This is a genomic window from Rhizobium sp. BK196 (assembly GCF_014193255.1).
Taxonomy (GTDB): domain Bacteria; phylum Pseudomonadota; class Alphaproteobacteria; order Rhizobiales; family Rhizobiaceae; genus Rhizobium.
In genome coordinates this window covers 642,290-660,531 of sequence record NZ_JACHZB010000001.1, presented here as the reverse complement: position 1 = coordinate 660,531, position 18,242 = coordinate 642,290, and the positions used below count along the sequence as shown (strand labels likewise).

At 61.4% G+C, this 18,242-nt stretch carries 20 protein-coding genes and 1 other RNA gene; 11 read left to right on the top strand and 10 right to left on the bottom strand.

Annotated features, from left to right (window positions below; translation table 11 throughout):
- Window positions 1-24 precede the first annotated feature (24 nt).
- The 4 genes from FHT78_RS03560 to ssrA all read right to left on the bottom strand — a co-directional run bounded on the left by FHT78_RS03560 (window position 25) and on the right by ssrA (window position 1,587).
- Window positions 25-246, bottom strand: coding sequence for a ribbon-helix-helix domain-containing protein (locus tag FHT78_RS03560; RefSeq protein WP_183740590.1), 222 nt, complete (start codon window positions 244-246; stop codon window positions 25-27).
- An 83-nt stretch (window positions 247-329) separates the two neighbouring features.
- On the bottom strand, window positions 330-518 hold the full coding sequence (locus FHT78_RS03555; protein WP_183740587.1) for a DUF4169 family protein: 189 nt from the start codon (window positions 516-518) through the stop codon (window positions 330-332).
- Window positions 519-566: 48 nt separating this feature from the next.
- The gene (locus tag FHT78_RS03550; RefSeq protein ID WP_007814451.1) at window positions 567-1,079 is read right to left on the bottom strand and encodes an SspB family protein; all 513 of its coding nucleotides are present in this window, start codon (window positions 1,077-1,079) and stop codon (window positions 567-569) included.
- A gap of 131 nt (window positions 1,080-1,210) precedes the next feature.
- Window positions 1,211-1,587: a transfer-messenger RNA gene (ssrA, locus tag FHT78_RS03545) on the bottom strand.
- A gap of 114 nt (window positions 1,588-1,701) precedes the next feature.
- On the opposite strand from ssrA, the gene FHT78_RS03540 reads away from it, so the two are divergent.
- The 6 genes from FHT78_RS03540 (at window position 1,702) to FHT78_RS03515 (ending at window position 7,417) form a co-directional block, all read left to right on the top strand.
- Window positions 1,702-2,496, top strand: coding sequence for a thymidylate synthase (locus FHT78_RS03540; RefSeq protein WP_183740584.1), 795 nt, complete (start codon window positions 1,702-1,704; stop codon window positions 2,494-2,496).
- A gap of 108 nt (window positions 2,497-2,604) precedes the next feature.
- Window positions 2,605-3,126 (top strand): dihydrofolate reductase, encoded by a 522-nt coding sequence (locus tag FHT78_RS03535; protein WP_183740582.1) that lies wholly within the window; start codon window positions 2,605-2,607, stop codon window positions 3,124-3,126.
- A gap of 146 nt (window positions 3,127-3,272) precedes the next feature.
- A complete protein-coding gene (gene hflK / locus FHT78_RS03530; RefSeq protein WP_183740579.1) occupies window positions 3,273-4,367 on the top strand; it encodes an FtsH protease activity modulator HflK in 1,095 nt (364 codons plus the stop codon).
- A gap of 3 nt (window positions 4,368-4,370) precedes the next feature.
- Window positions 4,371-5,324, top strand: coding sequence for a protease modulator HflC (locus FHT78_RS03525; protein ID WP_183740576.1), 954 nt, complete (start codon window positions 4,371-4,373; stop codon window positions 5,322-5,324).
- A gap of 11 nt (window positions 5,325-5,335) precedes the next feature.
- A complete protein-coding gene (locus FHT78_RS03520) occupies window positions 5,336-5,521 on the top strand; it encodes a DUF2065 domain-containing protein (RefSeq protein WP_183740573.1) in 186 nt (61 codons plus the stop codon).
- 150 nt (window positions 5,522-5,671) lie between these two features.
- Window positions 5,672-7,417, top strand: coding sequence for a Do family serine endopeptidase (locus FHT78_RS03515; RefSeq protein ID WP_183740570.1), 1,746 nt, complete (start codon window positions 5,672-5,674; stop codon window positions 7,415-7,417).
- Between the two features lie 290 nt (window positions 7,418-7,707).
- Here FHT78_RS03515 and FHT78_RS03510 read toward each other — a convergent pair whose 3' ends face one another.
- Complete coding sequence (locus tag FHT78_RS03510) at window positions 7,708-7,848, bottom strand: hypothetical protein (RefSeq protein WP_183740567.1); 141 nt, start codon at window positions 7,846-7,848, stop codon at window positions 7,708-7,710.
- A 35-nt stretch (window positions 7,849-7,883) separates the two neighbouring features.
- The gene (serB, locus tag FHT78_RS03505; RefSeq protein ID WP_183740564.1) at window positions 7,884-8,774 is read right to left on the bottom strand and encodes a phosphoserine phosphatase SerB; all 891 of its coding nucleotides are present in this window, start codon (window positions 8,772-8,774) and stop codon (window positions 7,884-7,886) included.
- On the opposite strand from serB, the gene miaA reads away from it, so the two are divergent.
- Complete coding sequence (gene miaA / locus FHT78_RS03500) at window positions 8,773-9,669, top strand: tRNA (adenosine(37)-N6)-dimethylallyltransferase MiaA (RefSeq protein WP_183736019.1); 897 nt, start codon at window positions 8,773-8,775, stop codon at window positions 9,667-9,669. The genes serB and miaA overlap by 2 nt on opposite strands.
- 79 nt (window positions 9,670-9,748) lie before the next feature.
- Window positions 9,749-10,006: a hypothetical protein gene (locus FHT78_RS03495; RefSeq protein WP_007817811.1), complete on the top strand. Its 258-nt coding sequence runs from the start codon at window positions 9,749-9,751 to the stop codon at window positions 10,004-10,006.
- A 7-nt stretch (window positions 10,007-10,013) separates the two neighbouring features.
- Here FHT78_RS03495 and FHT78_RS03490 read toward each other — a convergent pair whose 3' ends face one another.
- The gene (locus FHT78_RS03490) at window positions 10,014-12,044 is read right to left on the bottom strand and encodes an ATP-binding protein (protein ID WP_183740561.1); all 2,031 of its coding nucleotides are present in this window, start codon (window positions 12,042-12,044) and stop codon (window positions 10,014-10,016) included.
- Window positions 12,045-12,375: 331 nt separating this feature from the next.
- Here FHT78_RS03490 and FHT78_RS03485 point away from each other — a divergent pair, with 331 nt between their 5' ends.
- Complete coding sequence (locus FHT78_RS03485; protein WP_183740560.1) at window positions 12,376-14,169, top strand: acetolactate synthase 3 large subunit; 1,794 nt, start codon at window positions 12,376-12,378, stop codon at window positions 14,167-14,169.
- Between the two features lie 24 nt (window positions 14,170-14,193).
- The gene (ilvN, locus tag FHT78_RS03480) at window positions 14,194-14,766 is read left to right on the top strand and encodes an acetolactate synthase small subunit (protein WP_183736022.1); all 573 of its coding nucleotides are present in this window, start codon (window positions 14,194-14,196) and stop codon (window positions 14,764-14,766) included.
- A gap of 64 nt (window positions 14,767-14,830) precedes the next feature.
- Here ilvN and FHT78_RS03475 read toward each other — a convergent pair whose 3' ends face one another.
- The gene (locus tag FHT78_RS03475) at window positions 14,831-15,676 is read right to left on the bottom strand and encodes an aldo/keto reductase (protein ID WP_183740557.1); all 846 of its coding nucleotides are present in this window, start codon (window positions 15,674-15,676) and stop codon (window positions 14,831-14,833) included.
- Window positions 15,677-15,827: 151 nt separating this feature from the next.
- On the opposite strand from FHT78_RS03475, the gene FHT78_RS03470 reads away from it, so the two are divergent.
- The gene (locus FHT78_RS03470; RefSeq protein WP_183740554.1) at window positions 15,828-16,421 is read left to right on the top strand and encodes a LysE family translocator; all 594 of its coding nucleotides are present in this window, start codon (window positions 15,828-15,830) and stop codon (window positions 16,419-16,421) included.
- Here the strand turns inward: FHT78_RS03470 and FHT78_RS03465 are convergent.
- Window positions 16,413-16,883 carry a DUF2269 domain-containing protein gene (locus tag FHT78_RS03465; RefSeq protein ID WP_183740551.1) on the bottom strand — a complete coding sequence of 157 codons (471 nt, stop codon included), beginning with the start codon at window positions 16,881-16,883 and terminating at the stop codon, window positions 16,413-16,415. The genes FHT78_RS03470 and FHT78_RS03465 overlap by 9 nt on opposite strands.
- Window positions 16,883-18,163 carry an SDR family oxidoreductase gene (locus FHT78_RS03460; protein WP_183740548.1) on the bottom strand — a complete coding sequence of 427 codons (1,281 nt, stop codon included), beginning with the start codon at window positions 18,161-18,163 and terminating at the stop codon, window positions 16,883-16,885. The genes FHT78_RS03465 and FHT78_RS03460 overlap by 1 nt, the downstream gene beginning before the upstream one ends.
- Between the last annotated feature and the right edge of the window lie 79 nt (window positions 18,164-18,242).

Below are 18,242 nucleotides of genomic sequence, written 5' to 3'. Positions count from 1 at the left end.
GATCCGGCGGCTTGCGGGGGGGGATCAGGCGCTGGCGACGCTGCTTTTCAGCCAGGCCAGCACATGCAGCCGCAGCGCCGAGGAGAGGTTGCTGTCAGGCGTGCGGCCGTCGTCTATTTCTGATATCAGTGCCGCGAGCGGCATGCAGCGACTTGCGGCAATCGCCTTCAACTCGGTCCAGAATTCATCTTCCAGCGAGAAACTGGTGCGGTGCCCATGCAATGTCGCCGAATGTTTGCGGATCATCGGCCTGCTTCGTCTTCGTTGAGAAAGCGATTCAGTCAGGAACCGCATCTGTCTGATCGCTCAGGCTTTTCACCCACAGGCGATCAGGTCTTGTCGTCTTCGATGCGACCCTGATCGAGCGCCTTTTCGGCCTTCTCGTTGAGGGCGCGGGTCAATTGCTTTTCAGCCTTGGTACGCCCGTGGGAGATGCGGTTCTGCTCGGCCTGCTTCTCCTTTTCGGAGCGAGCCTGCTTTTTGCGGAACTGGCGCAGATTGACGATTTCGGCGCTCATGCGGTTGCCTCCGTCATGAAAAAAGGGAGGCCTTCGCCTCCCTCGGCACTACTGCTTCTTGCGGAAAGAATCGAGCGAAACGACGGAGCCCGGTTTCTTTTCCTCGCCTTCTGCTGCAGGCTTTGCGGCCGCGTCCTCCGCCTTGACGGCATCAACTGGATAGGCGGTGATCTCCGCCGCCGGCAGTTCCTCGCCGTCGCTCAGCGGCACGTCGAATTCCAGCTCGAAATTGACCGAGGGGTCGTAGAAGCCTCTGATGGCGTTGAAGGGAATGACGAGCTTTTCCGGCACATCGGAGAAGGACAGGCCGATCTCGAAATGGGATTCGGTGATCTTCAGTTCCCAGAACTGGTGCTGGATGACGATGGTCATCTGCTCGGGATACTTCGATTTCAGGTGCTGTGAGATGCGCACGCCGGGAGCGCCCGTGAGAAACGTGATGAAGAAGTGATGGTCGCCGGGCAGTCGGCCCGTCGTTGCGACTTCGGTCAAGACCTTGCGGATGACACCGCGCAACGCGTCCTGTGCCAGAATGTCGTAGCGGATATGATCCTGCCCCATGCTTTTCCTGTCTTTCGTCGGTTTGGAAGTCTTTTCACGAACTTGTATGGCACGTCCGGGCGCTTTGGGAAAGGCGCAAGCCGATTCATGCGTTCATCAAGCATACATGATTTCGTCGAAAAAGGGGAGAAGGTGAAGGCTTCTGTTGCCAGGTGCCTTCGGACCCCGCCTCAAGGGGCTAACCTAGAGGACTTAGGTCGGAATTCTCACACCGCCATTAGGCAGCGAGAGCGTATTCCTTAGCGTTGTTGTCGTTTGCAACTACACTTGTGACCCGATAACGGCGGTATCATGCCGAGCGAAAAGTCGATCTTTACACCCTTGTCGATCCTATTTCGCCCCCATCAAAAGCAGGCCGTTCCCCAAAGAGAAATCCGCCTGTTTTTGGTGGAGGCGCCGGGTACCGCCCCCGGGTCCAATAGGTTTATTCCACCGCCCGTTTATCGCCATAGCCGGCCCGAAAGCCGGCAGGGGTGATATAGTGTTTTTGGGACCTGAAGGGAAGGGGATACGTCATAAAAGCGTCGTCCCCATTAGCGATTTTGCTTGGATAGCCAGCAAGACGCATTGGTTTGCGGCCGATTTGCCCTTAAATTAAGTGCAAAAGGAATCGGTGGCGACCATGAAGCAATATCTCGACCTCTTGAGCCATGTGATGGAAAACGGCACCGACCGTGGCGACCGCACGGGCACCGGCACGCGTTCGGTCTTCGGTTATCAGATGCGCTTCGATCTGGATGCCGGCTTTCCGGTGCTGACGACGAAGAAGCTGCATCTGCGCTCGATCATCTACGAGCTGCTGTGGTTCCTCAAGGGCGAGACCAATATCCGCTACCTGCATGAAAACGGCGTCAGCATCTGGGACGAATGGGCCGACGAGAACGGCGACCTCGGCCCAGTCTACGGCGCGCAGTGGCGCTCCTGGCCGGCACCCGATGGCGGGCATATCGACCAGATCGACAATCTCGTAAAAGGCCTCATCAAGAACCCGAACTCGCGCCGTCACATCGTCTCGGCCTGGAACCCCGCGGAAGTGGACAATATGGCGCTGCCGCCCTGCCACTGCCTGTTCCAGTTCTACGTGGGCGATGGCAAGCTCTCCTGCCAGCTCTACCAGCGTTCTGCGGATATCTTCCTCGGCGTTCCCTTCAATATCGCATCCTATGCGCTGCTGACGATGATGGTGGCGCAGGTGACGGGGCTGAAATACGGCGAGTTCGTCCACACGCTCGGCGACGCGCATCTCTATCACAACCATTTCGAACAGGCGAAGCTGCAGCTAGGCCGCCAGCCGAAGCCGCTGCCCCGCATGGCGATCAAGCGCGACGTGAAGGATATCTTCGGCTTCGCCTACGAGGATTTCGAGCTCGTTGGCTATGACGCCGATGCCAATATCAAGGCGCCGATCGCCGTCTGAAGCGTGTCGCGATCTTTCAGGTCGCTTGCCACGCTTTAGGTTTTGGTTTCGTTTTATCGCAAGACCGCTGCACAGTTCTGCGCGACATGCTCCAAGCCGGGAAGGCCGATGTCCGACATCCGCAAGACCATCTTCGTCGCCGTTGCGCGCAACGGCATCATCGGCCGCGACGGCGACATGCCCTGGCGGCTTTCGACTGATCTCAAGCGCTTCAAGGCGATGACCACAGGCAAGCCTGTCGTCGTCGGCCGCAAGACCTTCGAGAGCTTCGGCGGCAAGCCGCTGCCGGGGCGCCAGCATGTGGTGATTTCGCGCGGCGCCGATATCGATCTCCCCGACGTGCATATGGCCCGCTCGCTCGACGAGGCGATAGAGACGGCCGAGGAGCTCGCCCGCAGGCAGGGCGAAAACGAGATATCCATCCTCGGCGGCGGCCAGATCTACGCGCAGGCGATGGCATTCGTCGATCGCATGTGCGTGACGCATGTGGAGGCCGACGTGGATGGCGACACGTCCTTTCCCGACATCGATCCTGCAATCTGGGTGGCGACCGAGAGCCTCAATGTTCCCTTGGGGGAGAGGGACAGTTATCCCACCCGGTTCGTCGTTTATGAACGGCGAGAGGCCTGAAAAGGAACTATTTTCCAATTATATTGACCAAGTTCCTGACACCGCGTTGAAAGCCGGTGCGGCGATACCTATAACGGTCGGATCGCATCCGCCGGCAGCCCCCACGGCGGTCGGATGTGTATGATGTAACCAACAACGAGGTTTTGATGCCCTGGAGCAATCAGAATGGCGGCGGCGGCCCTTGGGGCGGCGGCGGCGGAAATAATAATCAGGGACCATGGGGGCAGGGGCCGAACCGTCCGCGCGGCGGTGGCGGCAAGGGAGGGCCGCCCGATCTGGAAGACATCATCCGGCGTGGGCAGGATCAGCTGCGCGGGCTCATTCCGGGCGGCTTCAACGGAGGCGTTGTTGCGATCATCGTCGCGATCATTGCGATCTTCTGGCTCTTCCAGTGCATTTACGTCGTCCAGCCGGACGAGCGCGGCGTGGAGCTGCGCTTCGGCAATCCCAAACAAGAAATTTCAATGCCGGGCCTGCATTTCCATTTCTGGCCGCTCGAGACCGTCGAGACCGTCAAGGTGACGGTGCAGCAGCTGAACATCGGTGCGACCACGGCGGGCTCGTCGAGCGGGCTGATGCTTTCGAGCGACAAGAGCGTCATCAACGTGCAGTTTGCGGTCTTCTATACGATCAGCGATCCCAAGGCCTATCTTTTCGGCGTCGAGAATGCAGCCGAGACGCTGCAGCAGGTTTCCGACAGCGCCATGCGTGAAGTTGTCGGCCGTCGTCCGGCACTGGATGCTTTCCGCAGCAATCGCCAGCCGATCGAAACGCAGGTTCTCAACATCGTTCAGGATACGATGAACCGCTACGGCGCCGGCATCACGGTGACCGGTGTGACGATCCAGAATGTGGCGCCGCCGCGCGAAGTCGCAGACTCTTTCGAAGAAGTGCAGCGTGCCGGCCGCGACCGTGACAGCACGATCGAAGACGCCAACCGCTACACCAACCAGAAGCTCGGCCAGGCGCGAGGCGATGCCGCCCGCATCCGCGAAGACGCAGCTGCCTATAAGAACCGCGTCGTCAACGAAGCGGAAGGTGAGGCCCAACGCTTCAATGCCATCAACGACGAATATTCGAAGGCTCCCGATGTGACGCGCAAGCGCCTGTTCCTGGAAACGATGGAGCAGGTTCTGAAGAACTCCAAGAAGGTCGTGATCGACGACAAGCAGGGCGTTGTACCGTACCTGCCGCTCAACGAGATCAACCGACCGGCGGCACCGGCACGGCAGGGAGGTTGAACCATGGTATCGAACAGACTTCCTATTATCCTGATCGCGCTCGCGATCCTTCTCGCCATCCTCTATTCGTCGATCTTCGTGGTCAACGCGCGTGAGCAGGCGATCGTCGTTCGCTTCGGCCAGATTCAGTCCGTGAAGACCGAGCCCGGCCTCTATTTCAAGCTTCCCTTCGGCTTCATGGATGCCGACCGCGTGCAATATGTCGAAAAGCGGGCGCTCAGGCTCGACCTCGACAATATCCGTGTTCAGGTTCAGGACGGCCAGACCTTCGATGTCGACGCCTTCGTGATCTACAACATTGCGGATGTGCGCCGTTTCCGCGAAACGGTGTCTGGCGACCGAGACGCTGCCGAGGCGCGGCTGCGTGCGCAGCTCGATTCTTCGCTTCGCCGCGTCTATGGCCTGCGTGACTACAATGCCGCGCTTTCTGAAGAGCGCGTGGCGATGATGCTCGAAATCCGCGACGATCTTCGAGCCGATGCCGAAAATCTCGGCTTGCATATCGATGACGTCCGTATCCGTCGGACGGATCTTTCGCCGGAAGTGGCTCCGAACACCTACAACGCCATGCGCTCCGAGCGTCTGGCCGAGGCCGAGCGCATCCGCGCCGAGGGTAATGAAGAGGGGCAGCGTCGCCGGGCCGTCGCAGACCGCCAGGTCGTCGAGATCACCGCCGCGGCGCAGCGGGATTCGGAAATCCTGCGCGGCCAAGGGGATGCGGATCGCAACCGCATCTTCGCCGAAGCCTTCGGCAAGGATCCGGCCTTCTTCGACTTCTATCGGTCGATGGCGGCCTATTCCGCAGCCCTTTCCTCGCAGGATACGACCTTGGTGCTTTCGCCGAGTTCGGAGTTCTTCCGCTTCTTCGAAAATGCGGAAGGCAATCCGGCACAGACCGGTGGCCTTGTGCCGCCGGCCTCCGCGCAGCCTGCGGCTCCGGCGCAGCCGGCGAACTGACGACAGACTGAATGCAGGATTTCCTTACCGGGCTTGCATTCTTCCTCATCATCGAGGGGCTGGTCTATGCACTGGCCCCTCGTTTTCTTATCGAGATGGCGAAGCTGCTTCCTGCCGTTCCCGAGCGGCAACTGCGAGCCTTTGGCTTGGCCGCGATGGCGTTCGGTGTGGCCTCCGTCTGGCTTTTGCGAGGTTAGAGCCTTTCCTGGTCAGAATGCTGCGATCTGACCAGGAAAGGCTCTTCATCGCATTCGCAGGGGGATTTCTCGAAAAGGTGATTTCGCCCTCCATCATTCCGCCTTATGCTGATGGTGTATGTGCGCCTTTATCCCAGACGAGGAAGCTTGATGGCCCCCACGAATCGCTCGCCCTTCAGACGAACGCTCGCGCTTTTGGCCGGCACTGCCTTCCTGGCGAATGTCGGCGCAAGCGGTTTTGCGTATGCGCAAGCCGCGCCCGCACCCGCGACTCCTGAACGGTCAGCACCCGCCCCTGCGGCCCCGCAACCGTCGCCGGTCTCGCCGGCTGCCGTGGCCCCCGCCGCTCCGCCCGTACAGATGACGGCTCCGAGCAGCGGACCGGCTTCAGTCGCCGATCTCGCCGAGGGATTGCTCGATGCAGTCGTCAATATTTCGACCTCGCAGAATGTGAAGGATGACGAGGGCGCAGGCCCGGCGCCGCGTGCGCCCGACGGCTCGCCCTTCCAGGAATTCTTCAACGATTTCTTCAACAAGCAGCAGGGCAATCGCGGCCCCAACCACAATGTCAGCTCGCTCGGCTCCGGCTTTGTTATCGATCCGACCGGCTATATCGTCACGAACAACCACGTGATCGAGGGGGCCGACGATATCGAGATCAATTTCGCCAACGGCTCGAAGCTGAAGGCCAAGCTGATCGGTACGGACACCAAGACCGACCTTTCGGTGTTGAAGGTCGAGCCGAAGCAGCCGCTGAAGTCCGTCAAGTTCGGCGATTCCAGTGTCATGCGGATCGGCGACTGGGTGATGGCAATCGGCAACCCGTTCGGGTTCGGCGGATCGGTGACGGTCGGCATCATTTCGGGCCGTGGCCGCAATATCAACGCCGGTCCCTATGACAACTTCATCCAGACGGATGCGGCAATCAATAAGGGCAATTCCGGTGGTCCGCTCTTCAACATGAAGGGCGAGGTTATCGGCATCAATACGGCAATCATCTCACCGTCGGGCGGCTCGATCGGCATCGGCTTCGCGGTGCCGTCGGAGCTCGCCTCCGGCGTTGTCGATCAGCTTCGCGAATATGGCGAGACGCGCCGCGGCTGGCTCGGCGTGCGCATCCAGCCCGTGACCGATGAGGTTGCCGACAGCCTCGGTCTCGACAGCGCCAAGGGCGCGCTGGTTGCCGGGGTCATCAAGGGCGGACCTGTCGATGACGGCTCGATCAAGGCCGGCGATGTCATCCTGAAATTCGACGGCAAAACCGTCAGCGAGATGCGCGACCTGCCGCGGGTGGTGGCCGAAAGCTCCGTCGGCAAGCAGGTCGATGTGGTCGTGCTGCGCGATGGCAAGGAGCAGACCGTCAAGGTGACGCTCGGCCGTCTCGAGGATAGCGACCAAGCGGCTGCCGGTGACAATTCAAGTGATGACGGCGTCATCAATCCCGATCCCGGCGAGAACAGCGATATGGACGAGCCGGATCAGGACGGCGATCAGGGGCAGGCCGCGCCTGATGGTCAGGACCCGCAACAGCAGGGTCAAGGGCAAGATCAGAACGGACAGGATCAGCAAGGGCAGGCAACGCCTGGCCAGGTTGCGCCAAAGCATGTGCTCGGCCTCTCGCTCTCGCTGCTCAGCCCGGAAACCCGCAAGGCCTTCGGCATTGCCGAAAGCGTCGACGGTGTCGTCGTGACTGAAGTTGCCCCGGGTTCAGCCGCTGCTGAAAAAGGGTTGAAGGCCGGCGACGTGATCGTCGAAGTGGCGCAGGAATTCATGAAGTCGCCGGATGCCGTTGCCACCAAGGTGCAGACGCTGAAGCAGGAAGGCCGGCGCAATGCGCAGCTGATGGTTGCCGCGGCGAATGGTGACCTGCGGTTTGTTGCCGTGCCGATGGAGTGAGGGCTGTCGGACGCCAAGAGAGCACGATGGCTGTGACTGACTAGCCGCGGCGAAAGCCGAGTTCTCCTTCATCCCTGTGCCTTTTGCAAGACAAGGGATGTCATAGGGATCCAGCAGGCCCAAGTCCTTGGGCCTGAAAGACTTTCATCTCTTGTCAGGCCGGTGAGTCACTCACCGCGCGGACGCGCGGTGGCCGGATTCCTGTGACAGGCACAGGAATGAGGTGGGGAGGGTAAGTCGCTCTACCTTTTGATACTGAGCGGCGGGTAAAACTGTCCGGAGATTACTATCTACCTGACCGGTTTGTGCGGATTACCTTTTCGCGCCAGCCGCCATTGATCATTCCGGATTTCCGGAATGTCGCTTGTATCAATGTCCTTATCCGCGAGCGCGTCCAGCGCACGGAGTTCGGCGAGCTGTTCGTCGGTCAAAGGTCGTTTGCCCATATGTCGTATTGATACCGCGCTCAGGCAGTCACAAAATCCGTCTTCCTGTAGCCCTGAATATAAAGCAGCGCCGTCAGGTCGCCGTGGTTGATCTGCATGGCAGCTTCGGCAGCGACCGCGGGTTTGGCGTGCAGGGCGACGCCGGAGCCGGCGAGGTGCAGCATGCCGAGGTCGTTGGCGCCGTCGCCGACGGCGATGGCGTCTTCGGGGGAAATGCCGAGGCGGGCGGCGATGTCGTTGAGGGCGTCGACCTTGGCCTGCTTGCCGAGAATGGGTTCAGCGACGTGACCGGAGAGGAGGCCGCCTTCCTCAAGCAGGATATTGGCGCGGTTTTCGTCGAAGCCGATGACGGCAGCGATGCGGCTCGTGAAGACCGTGAAGCCGCCGGAGACGAGGGCGGTATAGTAGCCTTTCGACTTCATGGTGGCGATGAGTTCGGGGCCGCCGGGTGTCAGGGTGATCCGCTTGGCGATCACGTCGTCGACGACCGAGATCGGCAGACCTTTCAGGAGGGCGACGCGTTCCCGCAGCGCCGGCTCGAAGGCGATCTCGCCGTTCATGGCGCGGGCGGTGATGGCGGCAACCTTTTCCTTGAGGCCGACTTCGGCGGCGAGTTCGTCGATGCATTCCTGGCCAATCATGGTCGAATCCATATCGGCGATCAGCAGCTTCTTGCGGCGGGTTTCCTGTTCCTGGATGACGAGATCGATCGGGGCGCTGGCGATGACGGCGAGCAGATTGGCCTTGGCCGCTTCGCCGTCCGCACCGTCGGCGAGCACGATATCGCAGGCAATACCGTCGGCCAGCCAGTAGAGCCCGGATGCCTTGACGGCCTCGGCCGCACGTTCGGCTATGGCAGGCGAAAGAACGGGGTTTGACGGATTGGCAACAAGCGTGGCAACGAGGGCCATGATGGAAAACCTTCTGAGCTCTGTGAACGCGATCCTGATAACCGGGCCGACTGCCAGCGGCAAGTCCGCACTGGCCGTGGAACTGGCCAAACAGCATGGCGGCGTGGTGATCAATGCCGACAGCATGCAGGTCTATGACACGCTGCGGGTGCTGACGGCGCGACCGTCCGAGGAGGATATGGGAGGCGTACCGCATCACCTTTACGGCCATGTGCCGGCGGGGGCGACTTATTCGACCGGCGCGTGGCTGCGGGATGTGGCAGCGCTCTTGCCGAGCATCCGTGCAGAGGGAAAGCTGCCGGTCTTCGTCGGCGGCACTGGGCTTTATTTCAAGGCGCTGACGGGCGGGTTATCGGAAATGCCCGTCATTCCCGAGAAGATAAGGCAGCGGCTGCGCGCCCGGCTTCTGGAGGAGGGATCGGAGGGCCTGTATGCGGAACTTGCGAAGGTTGATCCCGCCATGGCCGAGAGCCTGAACGTACAGGACGGGCAGAGGATCGTGCGGGCGCTTGAGGTTTTCGAGGCGACGGGCCAGTCGATCGCGGAATTCCAGGGGCAGGCGGGGCCTGTCGTCGTCGATCCGCACACGGCACGCAAGATCGTCGTGCTGCCGGATCGCGCCGTGCTGCATCAGCGGATCAACGGACGTTTCGAGAAAATGCTGGAGCAGGGGGCAGAAGACGAGGTGAGGGCGCTACTCGCGCTTGATCTTCCCCCGGAAATGCCTGTTGTGAAGGCAATCGGCGTGTCGCAGATTGCGGCGATGCTGCGCGGCGAGATGAACCGCGCCGAGGTGATCGAGCGCGGGGCGGCGGCCACGCGGCAATATGCCAAGCGGCAGATGACCTGGTTTCGCAATCAGATGGATGAAAGCTGGGAGCGGCTTTCGCCTTAGCGCCAAAGCGACTCATGCTTTGCGCCCGCAAACAGCTAGAATGATCTTCGAATCATGACCAATGGAGCTATGGGCCGGCATGAACAATTTTCTCGCAAAGACGCTTTCTTCGATCAACGCCTTGATCGCCATCGTCATCCTCGCCTTTTCCACGCTTTCGGGTGCGACCGCTGCTGCGGCGCAGGGCGGATCGGGCATGTTCATCGTCGGAGCAATTTTGGGCGCCATCGGCGGCATCGTGGTTGCGGCGCTGATCTGCGGCACCATCGCCTTTCTGGCCCTGATCGAGCGGCATCTCTCCGAAATCGCAGCGGCGACGCGCCAGCCGCGTTCGTAAGGCGCACTCAGTCCTTATTGTAGAGGCTGCTCAGCGGCTTCTTCAGGATGCTATCGCGCAGCGACATGCCGCCCTCGCGGCGTGGCGGGGACGTCTGTTCGCCGAAGGCCGGCTTTGGCTGCTCGTCGCGGCGCATTTCGCGGCGCAGTGCTTCCAGGCGCGCGTCGATGGAGGTCTGCGGCGAGAGCGGCGGGGGCTCAGGATGCGGCGCGCGGCTCTGCGGCAGCAGGGCGGGGCGATAGGGTTCGAGCGGCGCCTCTGCCGATGGAGCGGCATAGGGTTGATCGGCGGCTTCATCGGCGAAGTCGTCTTCCGGCTCGTAACTGTCTGCCATCGCTGCACTGTAGCTCTGCTGGAAGGTGGAGATATCGGGGCCTGCTGTGATCGCCCGCATGCGGGTAACGATGCGGCGCAGGTCGACCGTATCGGGATCTTCCTCGGCATGTTTGCTGGTGGCGCTGTGGGCCTTCGGCAGCAGGCTTTCATCGACGCGCAGGAAGCGCATGCGCATCGGTACGCGGATCGCTTCGCCGAAGGCGATCGCTTCTCCATTGCCGATCGAGGAGATGAAGCTCGTCGTCGAGATCGAGGAATTGGGAATGGCCGAGCGGATGATTTCCTGGTCGCGGTCATTGGCAAGGCGCATCGCAAAGAGCGTCGAGCACTGTGAGAGGATCGTCTGGTCGAGTTCACCAGGGCGCTGCGTGATGATGCCGAGCGAAACGCCGTATTTGCGGCCTTCCTTGGCGATACGGGCGATCGCCTGCCGCGTCGGCACGAAGCCTAAGGTCGGGTCTGAGGGTATGTAGCGGTGCGCTTCCTCGCAGACGACCAGCATATGGATGGCGCCTTCGCTCCACAGCGCGATTTCGAAGGCCATGCGGCAGAGCACCGAGGCGACGGAATTGACGACCTCCGAGGGTATGCCGGCAAGCTGGAACGTGCAGATCGGCTTGTTGTCGCCGGGGATGCGGAAGATCTGCGCGATGGTATCCGTGATCGTGTCGCTGATCGTATTGCTGGAGAACATGAAGTGATAGCGCGGGTCATTGATCGCGGCGATGATGCGCATCTTCAAGGAGCGCAGGAACGGTTTTTCGGCGCGGCCCTCCAGCCTGCCGATGCGCTCGTCGATGAGGGCGAGCAGATCGGCGATGCGGTAAGGTACCGGCGTATCCGCCGTTATCGAGCTCTTTTCCGTCTGGCGGCGCACCAGCGAACTGTCGCTGCCGCGGAAGGCGCGCTTGGCCTCCGGCAGGATATCGCGCAGCATGTCGAGCTCTTCCGGCACCGGCGGGCGGCCGCGGAAGACGACCTCGGCGAATTCTTCGAGCCGCATCAGCCAGAAGGGCAGATCGAGCGTATCCGTATCGATGGTGACAGCGTGTTGCGGGAAGGCGGCGGCAAATTCATTGTGCGGATCGAGGATCAGCACGCGCAGCTTCGGATCGGCCTCGATCGCCTTATGCAAGAGCAGCGAGACGGCGGTCGATTTACCGACGCCGGTGGAGCCGACCACAGCGAAATGCTTCGACAGCATCGAGGGGACGTGGATCGCCGCGTCGATGCTTTCATCCTGCGTCAGGCTGCCGATGACGGCGGTGGCGCCCTTGCCGGCATCATAGATGCGCATCAGGTCGGCGGCGCGGATGCGATGGGCGATGGCGCCGAGATAAGGATAGCGCGAAATGCCGGTGGAGAATTCCTCGCGGCCGTCTTCATCGACGCGGACCTCGCCAAGCAGTTCGGTCTCGATGCGGAAGATATTGTCCTGACCTTCGCCCCAGCCCTGGTTGCCGGTATTCATGGAGAAGACGAGGGCGACGACGCGGTTCCTGCCGACGCTGATGGAAATCAGCCGGCCGACGGACCACAATTCCGTGAGATCGGTGCCGCCGGCTTCTGCCACGGCTGCAATGGTTGCGCGCGATCCGCTGCATGCAACGACACGCCCGAGAAAGCGGTTTCCCGGGGTCAGAGTGTCACGACGATCCTGTTCGCCCGCCCGGCTGGACGTTCCCATGTCGCTATCGAGCAAAGGGTTACTCCCTGCATTAAAGTGCAGGATATGACTGATCCTTTAACAAATCCTTCAGCCCCAGATTTGGACGGTGCGGCATGTTGCCTGAGCCGTTGGAATTTTTATTGCGGAATGCGTTGACGCTGCGAAATTTTCTGTCTATCACTTCCGCCCATGACAATTTCGAACGTTCTTATCGTGGTGGGAAAGCGCATGGGCAGGATGGTGTAACCATCCGGCGATAGCCACCCATGCGCTAGACGAAGGCTCCTCAGGGGCCTTTTTTTATGCCCGAAATCAGGGCTTCCGGCCACAAACTCAAATCCCCAGCATCAAACGGAACAGACACATGGCGAGCACGGACAATCAAACGGACAGCAATCGGATGACGGGAGCGGAAATCGTTCTGCGTGCTCTGAAGGATAATGGCGTCGAGCACATCTTCGGCTATCCCGGCGGCGCTGTTCTGCCGATCTATGACGAGATCTTCCAGCAGGAAGACGTCAAGCACATCCTCGTTCGCCATGAGCAGGGGGCCGGCCATGCGGCCGAAGGTTATGCCCGCTCGACCGGCAAGGTCGGCGTCATGCTGGTGACCTCTGGTCCCGGTGCCACCAATGCGGTCACGCCGCTGCAGGATGCGCTGATGGATTCCATTCCGCTCGTCTGCCTGACGGGCCAGGTTCCGACCTCGCTCATCGGTTCCGACGCCTTCCAGGAATGCGACACCGTCGGTATCACGCGCCCCTGCACCAAGCACAACTGGCTGGTCAAGGATGTCAACGAGCTCGCCGCCGTCATCCATGAAGCCTTCCGGATTGCGCAGTCCGGCCGTCCTGGCCCCGTCGTCGTCGATATTCCGAAGGACGTTCAGTTCGCCACCGGCACCTACACGCCGCCGGCCGATCACGCGATCCAGAAGAGCTACCAGCCGAAGATCCAGGGCGACCTGAACCAGATCCATGCGGCAATCGAAATGATGGCGAATGCCCGCCGGCCGATCTTCTATACGGGTGGTGGCGTCATCAATTCCGGTCCGGAAGCTTCCCGCATGTTGCGCGAGCTGGTCGAACTGACAGATTTCCCGATCACCTCGACGCTGATGGGTCTCGGCGCCTATCCGGCATCCGGCAAGAACTGGCTGAAGATGCTCGGCATGCACGGCTCCTACGAGGCCAACATGGCGATGCATGATTGCGACGTCATGGTCTGCATCGGCGCCCGCTTCGACGACCGCATCACGGGCCGCCTCAACGCCTTCTCGCCGAATTCCAAGAAGATCCATATCGATATCGACCCGTCCTCGATCAACAAGAACGTTCGCGTCGATCTCGGCATCCGCGGCGATGTCGGCCATATCCTGGAAGATATGATTCGCCTGTGGCGAGCGCTGCCGAAGAAGCCGGAAAAGAGCCGTCTCGATGCATGGTGGGGCGATATCGCCCGCTGGCGCGCGCGCAATTCCTTCGCCTACACGAAGAGCAACGACGTGATCATGCCGCAATATGCGCTGGAGCGTCTCTTCGCCCTGACAAAGGATCGCGACACCTACATCACGACGGAAGTCGGCCAGCACCAGATGTGGGCGGCGCAATTCTTCGGCTTCGAACAGCCGAACCGCTGGATGACTTCGGGCGGCCTGGGAACGATGGGTTACGGCCTGCCGGCAGCGCTCGGCGTACAGATCGCCCATCCGGAAAGCCTCGTCATCGATATTGCCGGCGATGCCTCGATCCAGATGTGCATCCAGGAAATGTCGGCGGCGATCCAGCACAATGCGCCGATCAAGATCTTCATCATGAACAACCAGTACATGGGCATGGTGCGCCAGTGGCAGCAGCTCCTGCACGGCAACCGCCTGTCCAACTCCTATACGGAGGCGATGCCCGATTTCGTGAAGCTGGCCGAAGCCTATGGTGCGGTCGGCCTGCGCTGCGAGAAGCCCGACGATCTCGACGCAACCATCCAGGAGATGATCGACGTCAAGAAGCCAGTCATCTTCGATTGCCGCGTCGCCAATCTCGCCAACTGCTTCCCGATGATCCCCTCGGGCAAGGCCCATAACGAAATGCTGCTGCCGGACGAAGCCACGGACGAAGCGGTCGCCAACGCGATCGACGCCAAGGGCCGTCAGCTAGTATAACAATCAGGTAGGAAACCCAGGATCATGAACGCACACCTTCAACCGACCGGCTCCGCCTACTTCATCTCGCCGGAAACGGCAGCCGTCGAGAGCCATACGCTCTCGGTGCTCGTCGATAACGAGCCGGGCGTGCTCGCCCGCGTCATCGGCCTGTTTTCCGGCCGCGGCTACAATATCGAAAGCCTCACGGTTTCGGAGACGGAGCATGCGGCGCACCTGTCGCGCATTACCGTCGTTACCCGCGGCACGCCGCAGGTGCTGGAGCAGATCAAGGCGCAGCTCGAACGCATCGTGCCCGTCCATCGCGTCGTGGACCTGACGGTGCGTGCCCGCGAACTCGGCCAGGACCGGCCGATCGAGCGAGAAGTGGCACTGCTCAAGGTGATCGGCAACGGCGAGACGCGTGCCGAAACGCTGCGCCTGGCCGATGCCTTTCACGCCAAGGTGGTGGATGCGACGGTCGACCACTTCATTCTGGAGATCACCGGCAAGTCCTCGAAGATCGACCAGTTCATCGCGATCATGAAGCCGCTCGGCCTCATCGAAGTTTGCCGCACCGGCATTGCCGCGATGAACCGCGGCGCGCAGGGCATGTAGGAACTACAGCCCGGGCATGTGATCCAATACTCCCATTGCGAGAATACGGCTGACGCCGCTGAGGTCAGAGCATCTCCAGCGGCGTTTTCTTTGCCGGGGGCGGGAAGACCTCGTCGAGGGCTTCCCAGTCCTCGTCGGTAATGTCGAGGGAGACACAGCCGCGGTTCTCGCGGGCGCGCTCGATGTTGGAGGTCTTGGGGATCACGAAGACGCCGTCGCGTTCCAGCAGGAAAGCGAGCGCCAGTTGCGCCGGGGTCGCCTGATAGGCCTTGGCGATATGGATCAGGTCGGGATGGTGCAGGATGCGGCCCTGCTCGATCGGCGAATAGGCCATGATCGGGATGTTGCGGCTCTGGCACCAGGGCAGGAGGTCATATTCTATGCCGCGGCGGGCGAGATTGTAGAGAACCTGATTGGCGGCGACATTCTGCCCGCCGGGCACGGAAAGCAGTTCCTGCATATCGTCGGTATCGAAATTGGAGACGCCCCAGGCGCGGATCTTGCCGGCGGCTTTCAGCGTCTCGAAGGCTTCGACAGTCTCGGTGAGCGGATAGTTGCCGCGCCAGTGCAGGAGATAAAGGTCGATGCGGTCGGTGCCGAGGCGCTCGAGGCTGCCTTCGCAGGCGGTGATCGTGCCGGTGCGACTCGCATTCCAGGGATAGACCTTGCTGATGATGAAGGTTTCGTCACGGCGGCCTCTGATTGCCTGTCCGACGATTTCTTCGGCGCCGCCATCACCGTACATTTCGGCGGTATCGATCATCGTCATGCCAAGATCGAGGCCGGCCTGGAGGCTTGCGATCTCTTCTTTCGCATGGCCGGCATCCTCGCCCATGCCCCAGGTGCCCTGGCCGAGTGCGGGGACTTCGGTGCCGTCGGGGAAGGTGATGGTGGGGATCTGGTCGCCCATGGCAGTTCTGGTCCTACAAGTGTTCAGCAGACTATCAGGCAATCCTGTCACCATGACAACAATGTTGTGGTGGCTGTTGTTTAGGGCAGTTATGCTGACCTAAATCCAATAGGCCGCCGCATAATCGACAAGCGCGGTGTGGGGAGGTTTCATGCCGCTGGATACGTTTCTGGCACTGCTGCTTTTTGCCTTTACGACCTCGATCACGCCGGGGCCGAACAACATGATGCTCTTCGCCTCGGGTGTGAACTTCGGCTTCCGCCGCACGATCCCGCATATGCTCGGCATCGGGGCGGGTTTCCTGTCGCTGCTGCTCGGCGTGGGGCTGGGGCTCGGCGCGATGCTGCATACGGTACCGGCGGTCTATATCGCGCTGAAATTTACCGGCGGGGCCTATCTCGTCTGGATCGCCTGGAAGATCGCAACGTCGCGTTCCCTCAGCGAAGGCAAGAGCGGGGTGAAGCCCATGTCCTTTCTCGGCGCTGCAGCTTTCCAGTGGGTCAATCCGAAGGCCTGGGTCATGGCGGTGACGGCCATGGCGACCTACACCAACCCGCAGCTCTATATGATCAGCGTGCTGCTCGTCGGCCTCGCCTTTGCGGCGGTCAATGTTCCCTCCGTTTCCACGTGGGCGGGCTTCGGTTCGGCGTTGCGTGAGTGGCTGTCCGATCCGGCAAGGCTCAAATGGTTCAATATCACGATGGCGGTGCTGCTCGTGCTCAGCCTCTGGCCGATGCTAAAATAGCGTCGGCTTGGTCAGCATCAACAAGAGAATGCCTGTTACCGCGAAGAAGGCCGGGAAGCCGAAGGCGAACCAGATGCGGTAGAGGCTGAAATAGGCCGGCGGCAGGGCCGTGCCCGCGGCGGTGGCGGTGCGCGCCAGATCGCGTAGCCGGATCTGGATCCAGACGACCGGCAGCCAGAAGATGCCGGTCACGACATAAAGCAACAGCGACAGCGCAATCCAGCTTTCGGTCAGGTCCCAGCCGATGATGCGGGCGAGCAGATAGCCTGTCACCGGCTGGAGAATGGCGGCTGTGGCCGTGAAGATCGTATCGGCGATGACGACAGTGCCGGCGACGTGGGCGATCAGCGCGGGTTCGCGGGTGCGGTGGGCCATCACCATGAAGAAGGCGATGCCGGCGCCGGTGCCGAAGAGCACGGTTGCGCCGACCACATGGGCAAGAAGCAGGAGTTCTGCAAGCATCAGCGTTCATCCAGAATGGCAAGGGCGGTAAGCGTCAGGAGCAGCGACGGCAGTATCTTGACAAGCGGCCCGAGCGGATCGAGCCAGAGCGTGGGCTCCAGTACCGTACCGCCGGCGAGATAGGCAAGCGAGACGGCGATCATGCCGAGAAGGGCGCGGTGAGCGAAGGGGCGGAAGAGCACGGCCGCGCCGAGGGCCATATCGATCAGGCAGGTGAGAATCGTCAGCACCATGGCCGCATCGGCGGGCATGAAAGGCAGGAAGTGGGCGGCTGCCTGTTCCGGCGCCAGAAGCGGGATCAGGCCTGACAGAAGCCAGAACAGCGACAGGCCTATTATGACGGGCGCCTTTAAGAGATAGAGGCGGGCGAACCACAGGTCCTGCACGCCGGAGGGATTGGCGGCAAGTGTTTGGGCGGCCGACAAGGTTGGGTGGCCTGATGGCGTCGGGCTGTTCATGCTGACACCCTCGGACATGACGGTCATGGCGGTGGAGCGGAGCGGCGAACGCCAGCCGAGATAACCGGCCATATCGGCAAGCCATGTCACCGGCCTTGCGAGGAGAGGCGGAATGGACAAGACCGGAGCATCCGGTAGGCCGAGCCAGGCGCGATGCAGTTTGACGAGGCTCGCGAGTGTGTGCCGTTCCTCGGCCGCCAGTTCGATATCGCTGCCGGAGGGGAGTGAGCCTGAGATTGCGGCCGAGACGGCAGCGGCGACATCGTCAACAGCGACGGTCTCGACGGCGCTGTCGGCGTGAATGAGCGGCAGAACGAAGGGGAAGGCTGAGAGTGCGCGCAACAGCGCCGTGCCGCCATGGGCATTGCGGCCGAGGACGAGAGAGGGGCGCAGGATCACATAGGGTAAGCCTGACGATGCAAGGGCGGTATCGGCGGCGCGTTTGGTGGCGAGGAAGGGCAGATTGCCGCCGGCGCGGTCCGTTTGCGCGGAAATCTGGACGATGAGTATCGAGGAGGGTTTTGCTGCGGCATAGAGGCCGAGCATGGCCTCAGTCTGCGTTGCCGCGAGATCGTCTGAGAGGCCGTCTTGAAGCGCGCCGGCGCAGTTGACGACGACATGCTGCGCTTTGAGGATATCGCGCCAGTCATCGGGTTGCGTCATCCGGGACAGATCGGCGCGGCGCCACTGAATTGTCGGTTGCTTCCGGGCAGCGCGGGCGGGAGTGCGACCGAGCCCCGTTACGACATGGCCTTCGTCGGCAAGGCGTGCCGCGATGACGGAACCGATAAAGCCTGTAGCGCCAAGAATCAGGATGTTCATGGGGTGAGCCTAGCGCAGAAAGCTTAAGGGCTTGGCGGCTTTGTGACATATGTTTAAAACTGTTGCTGACGCTTCGGGC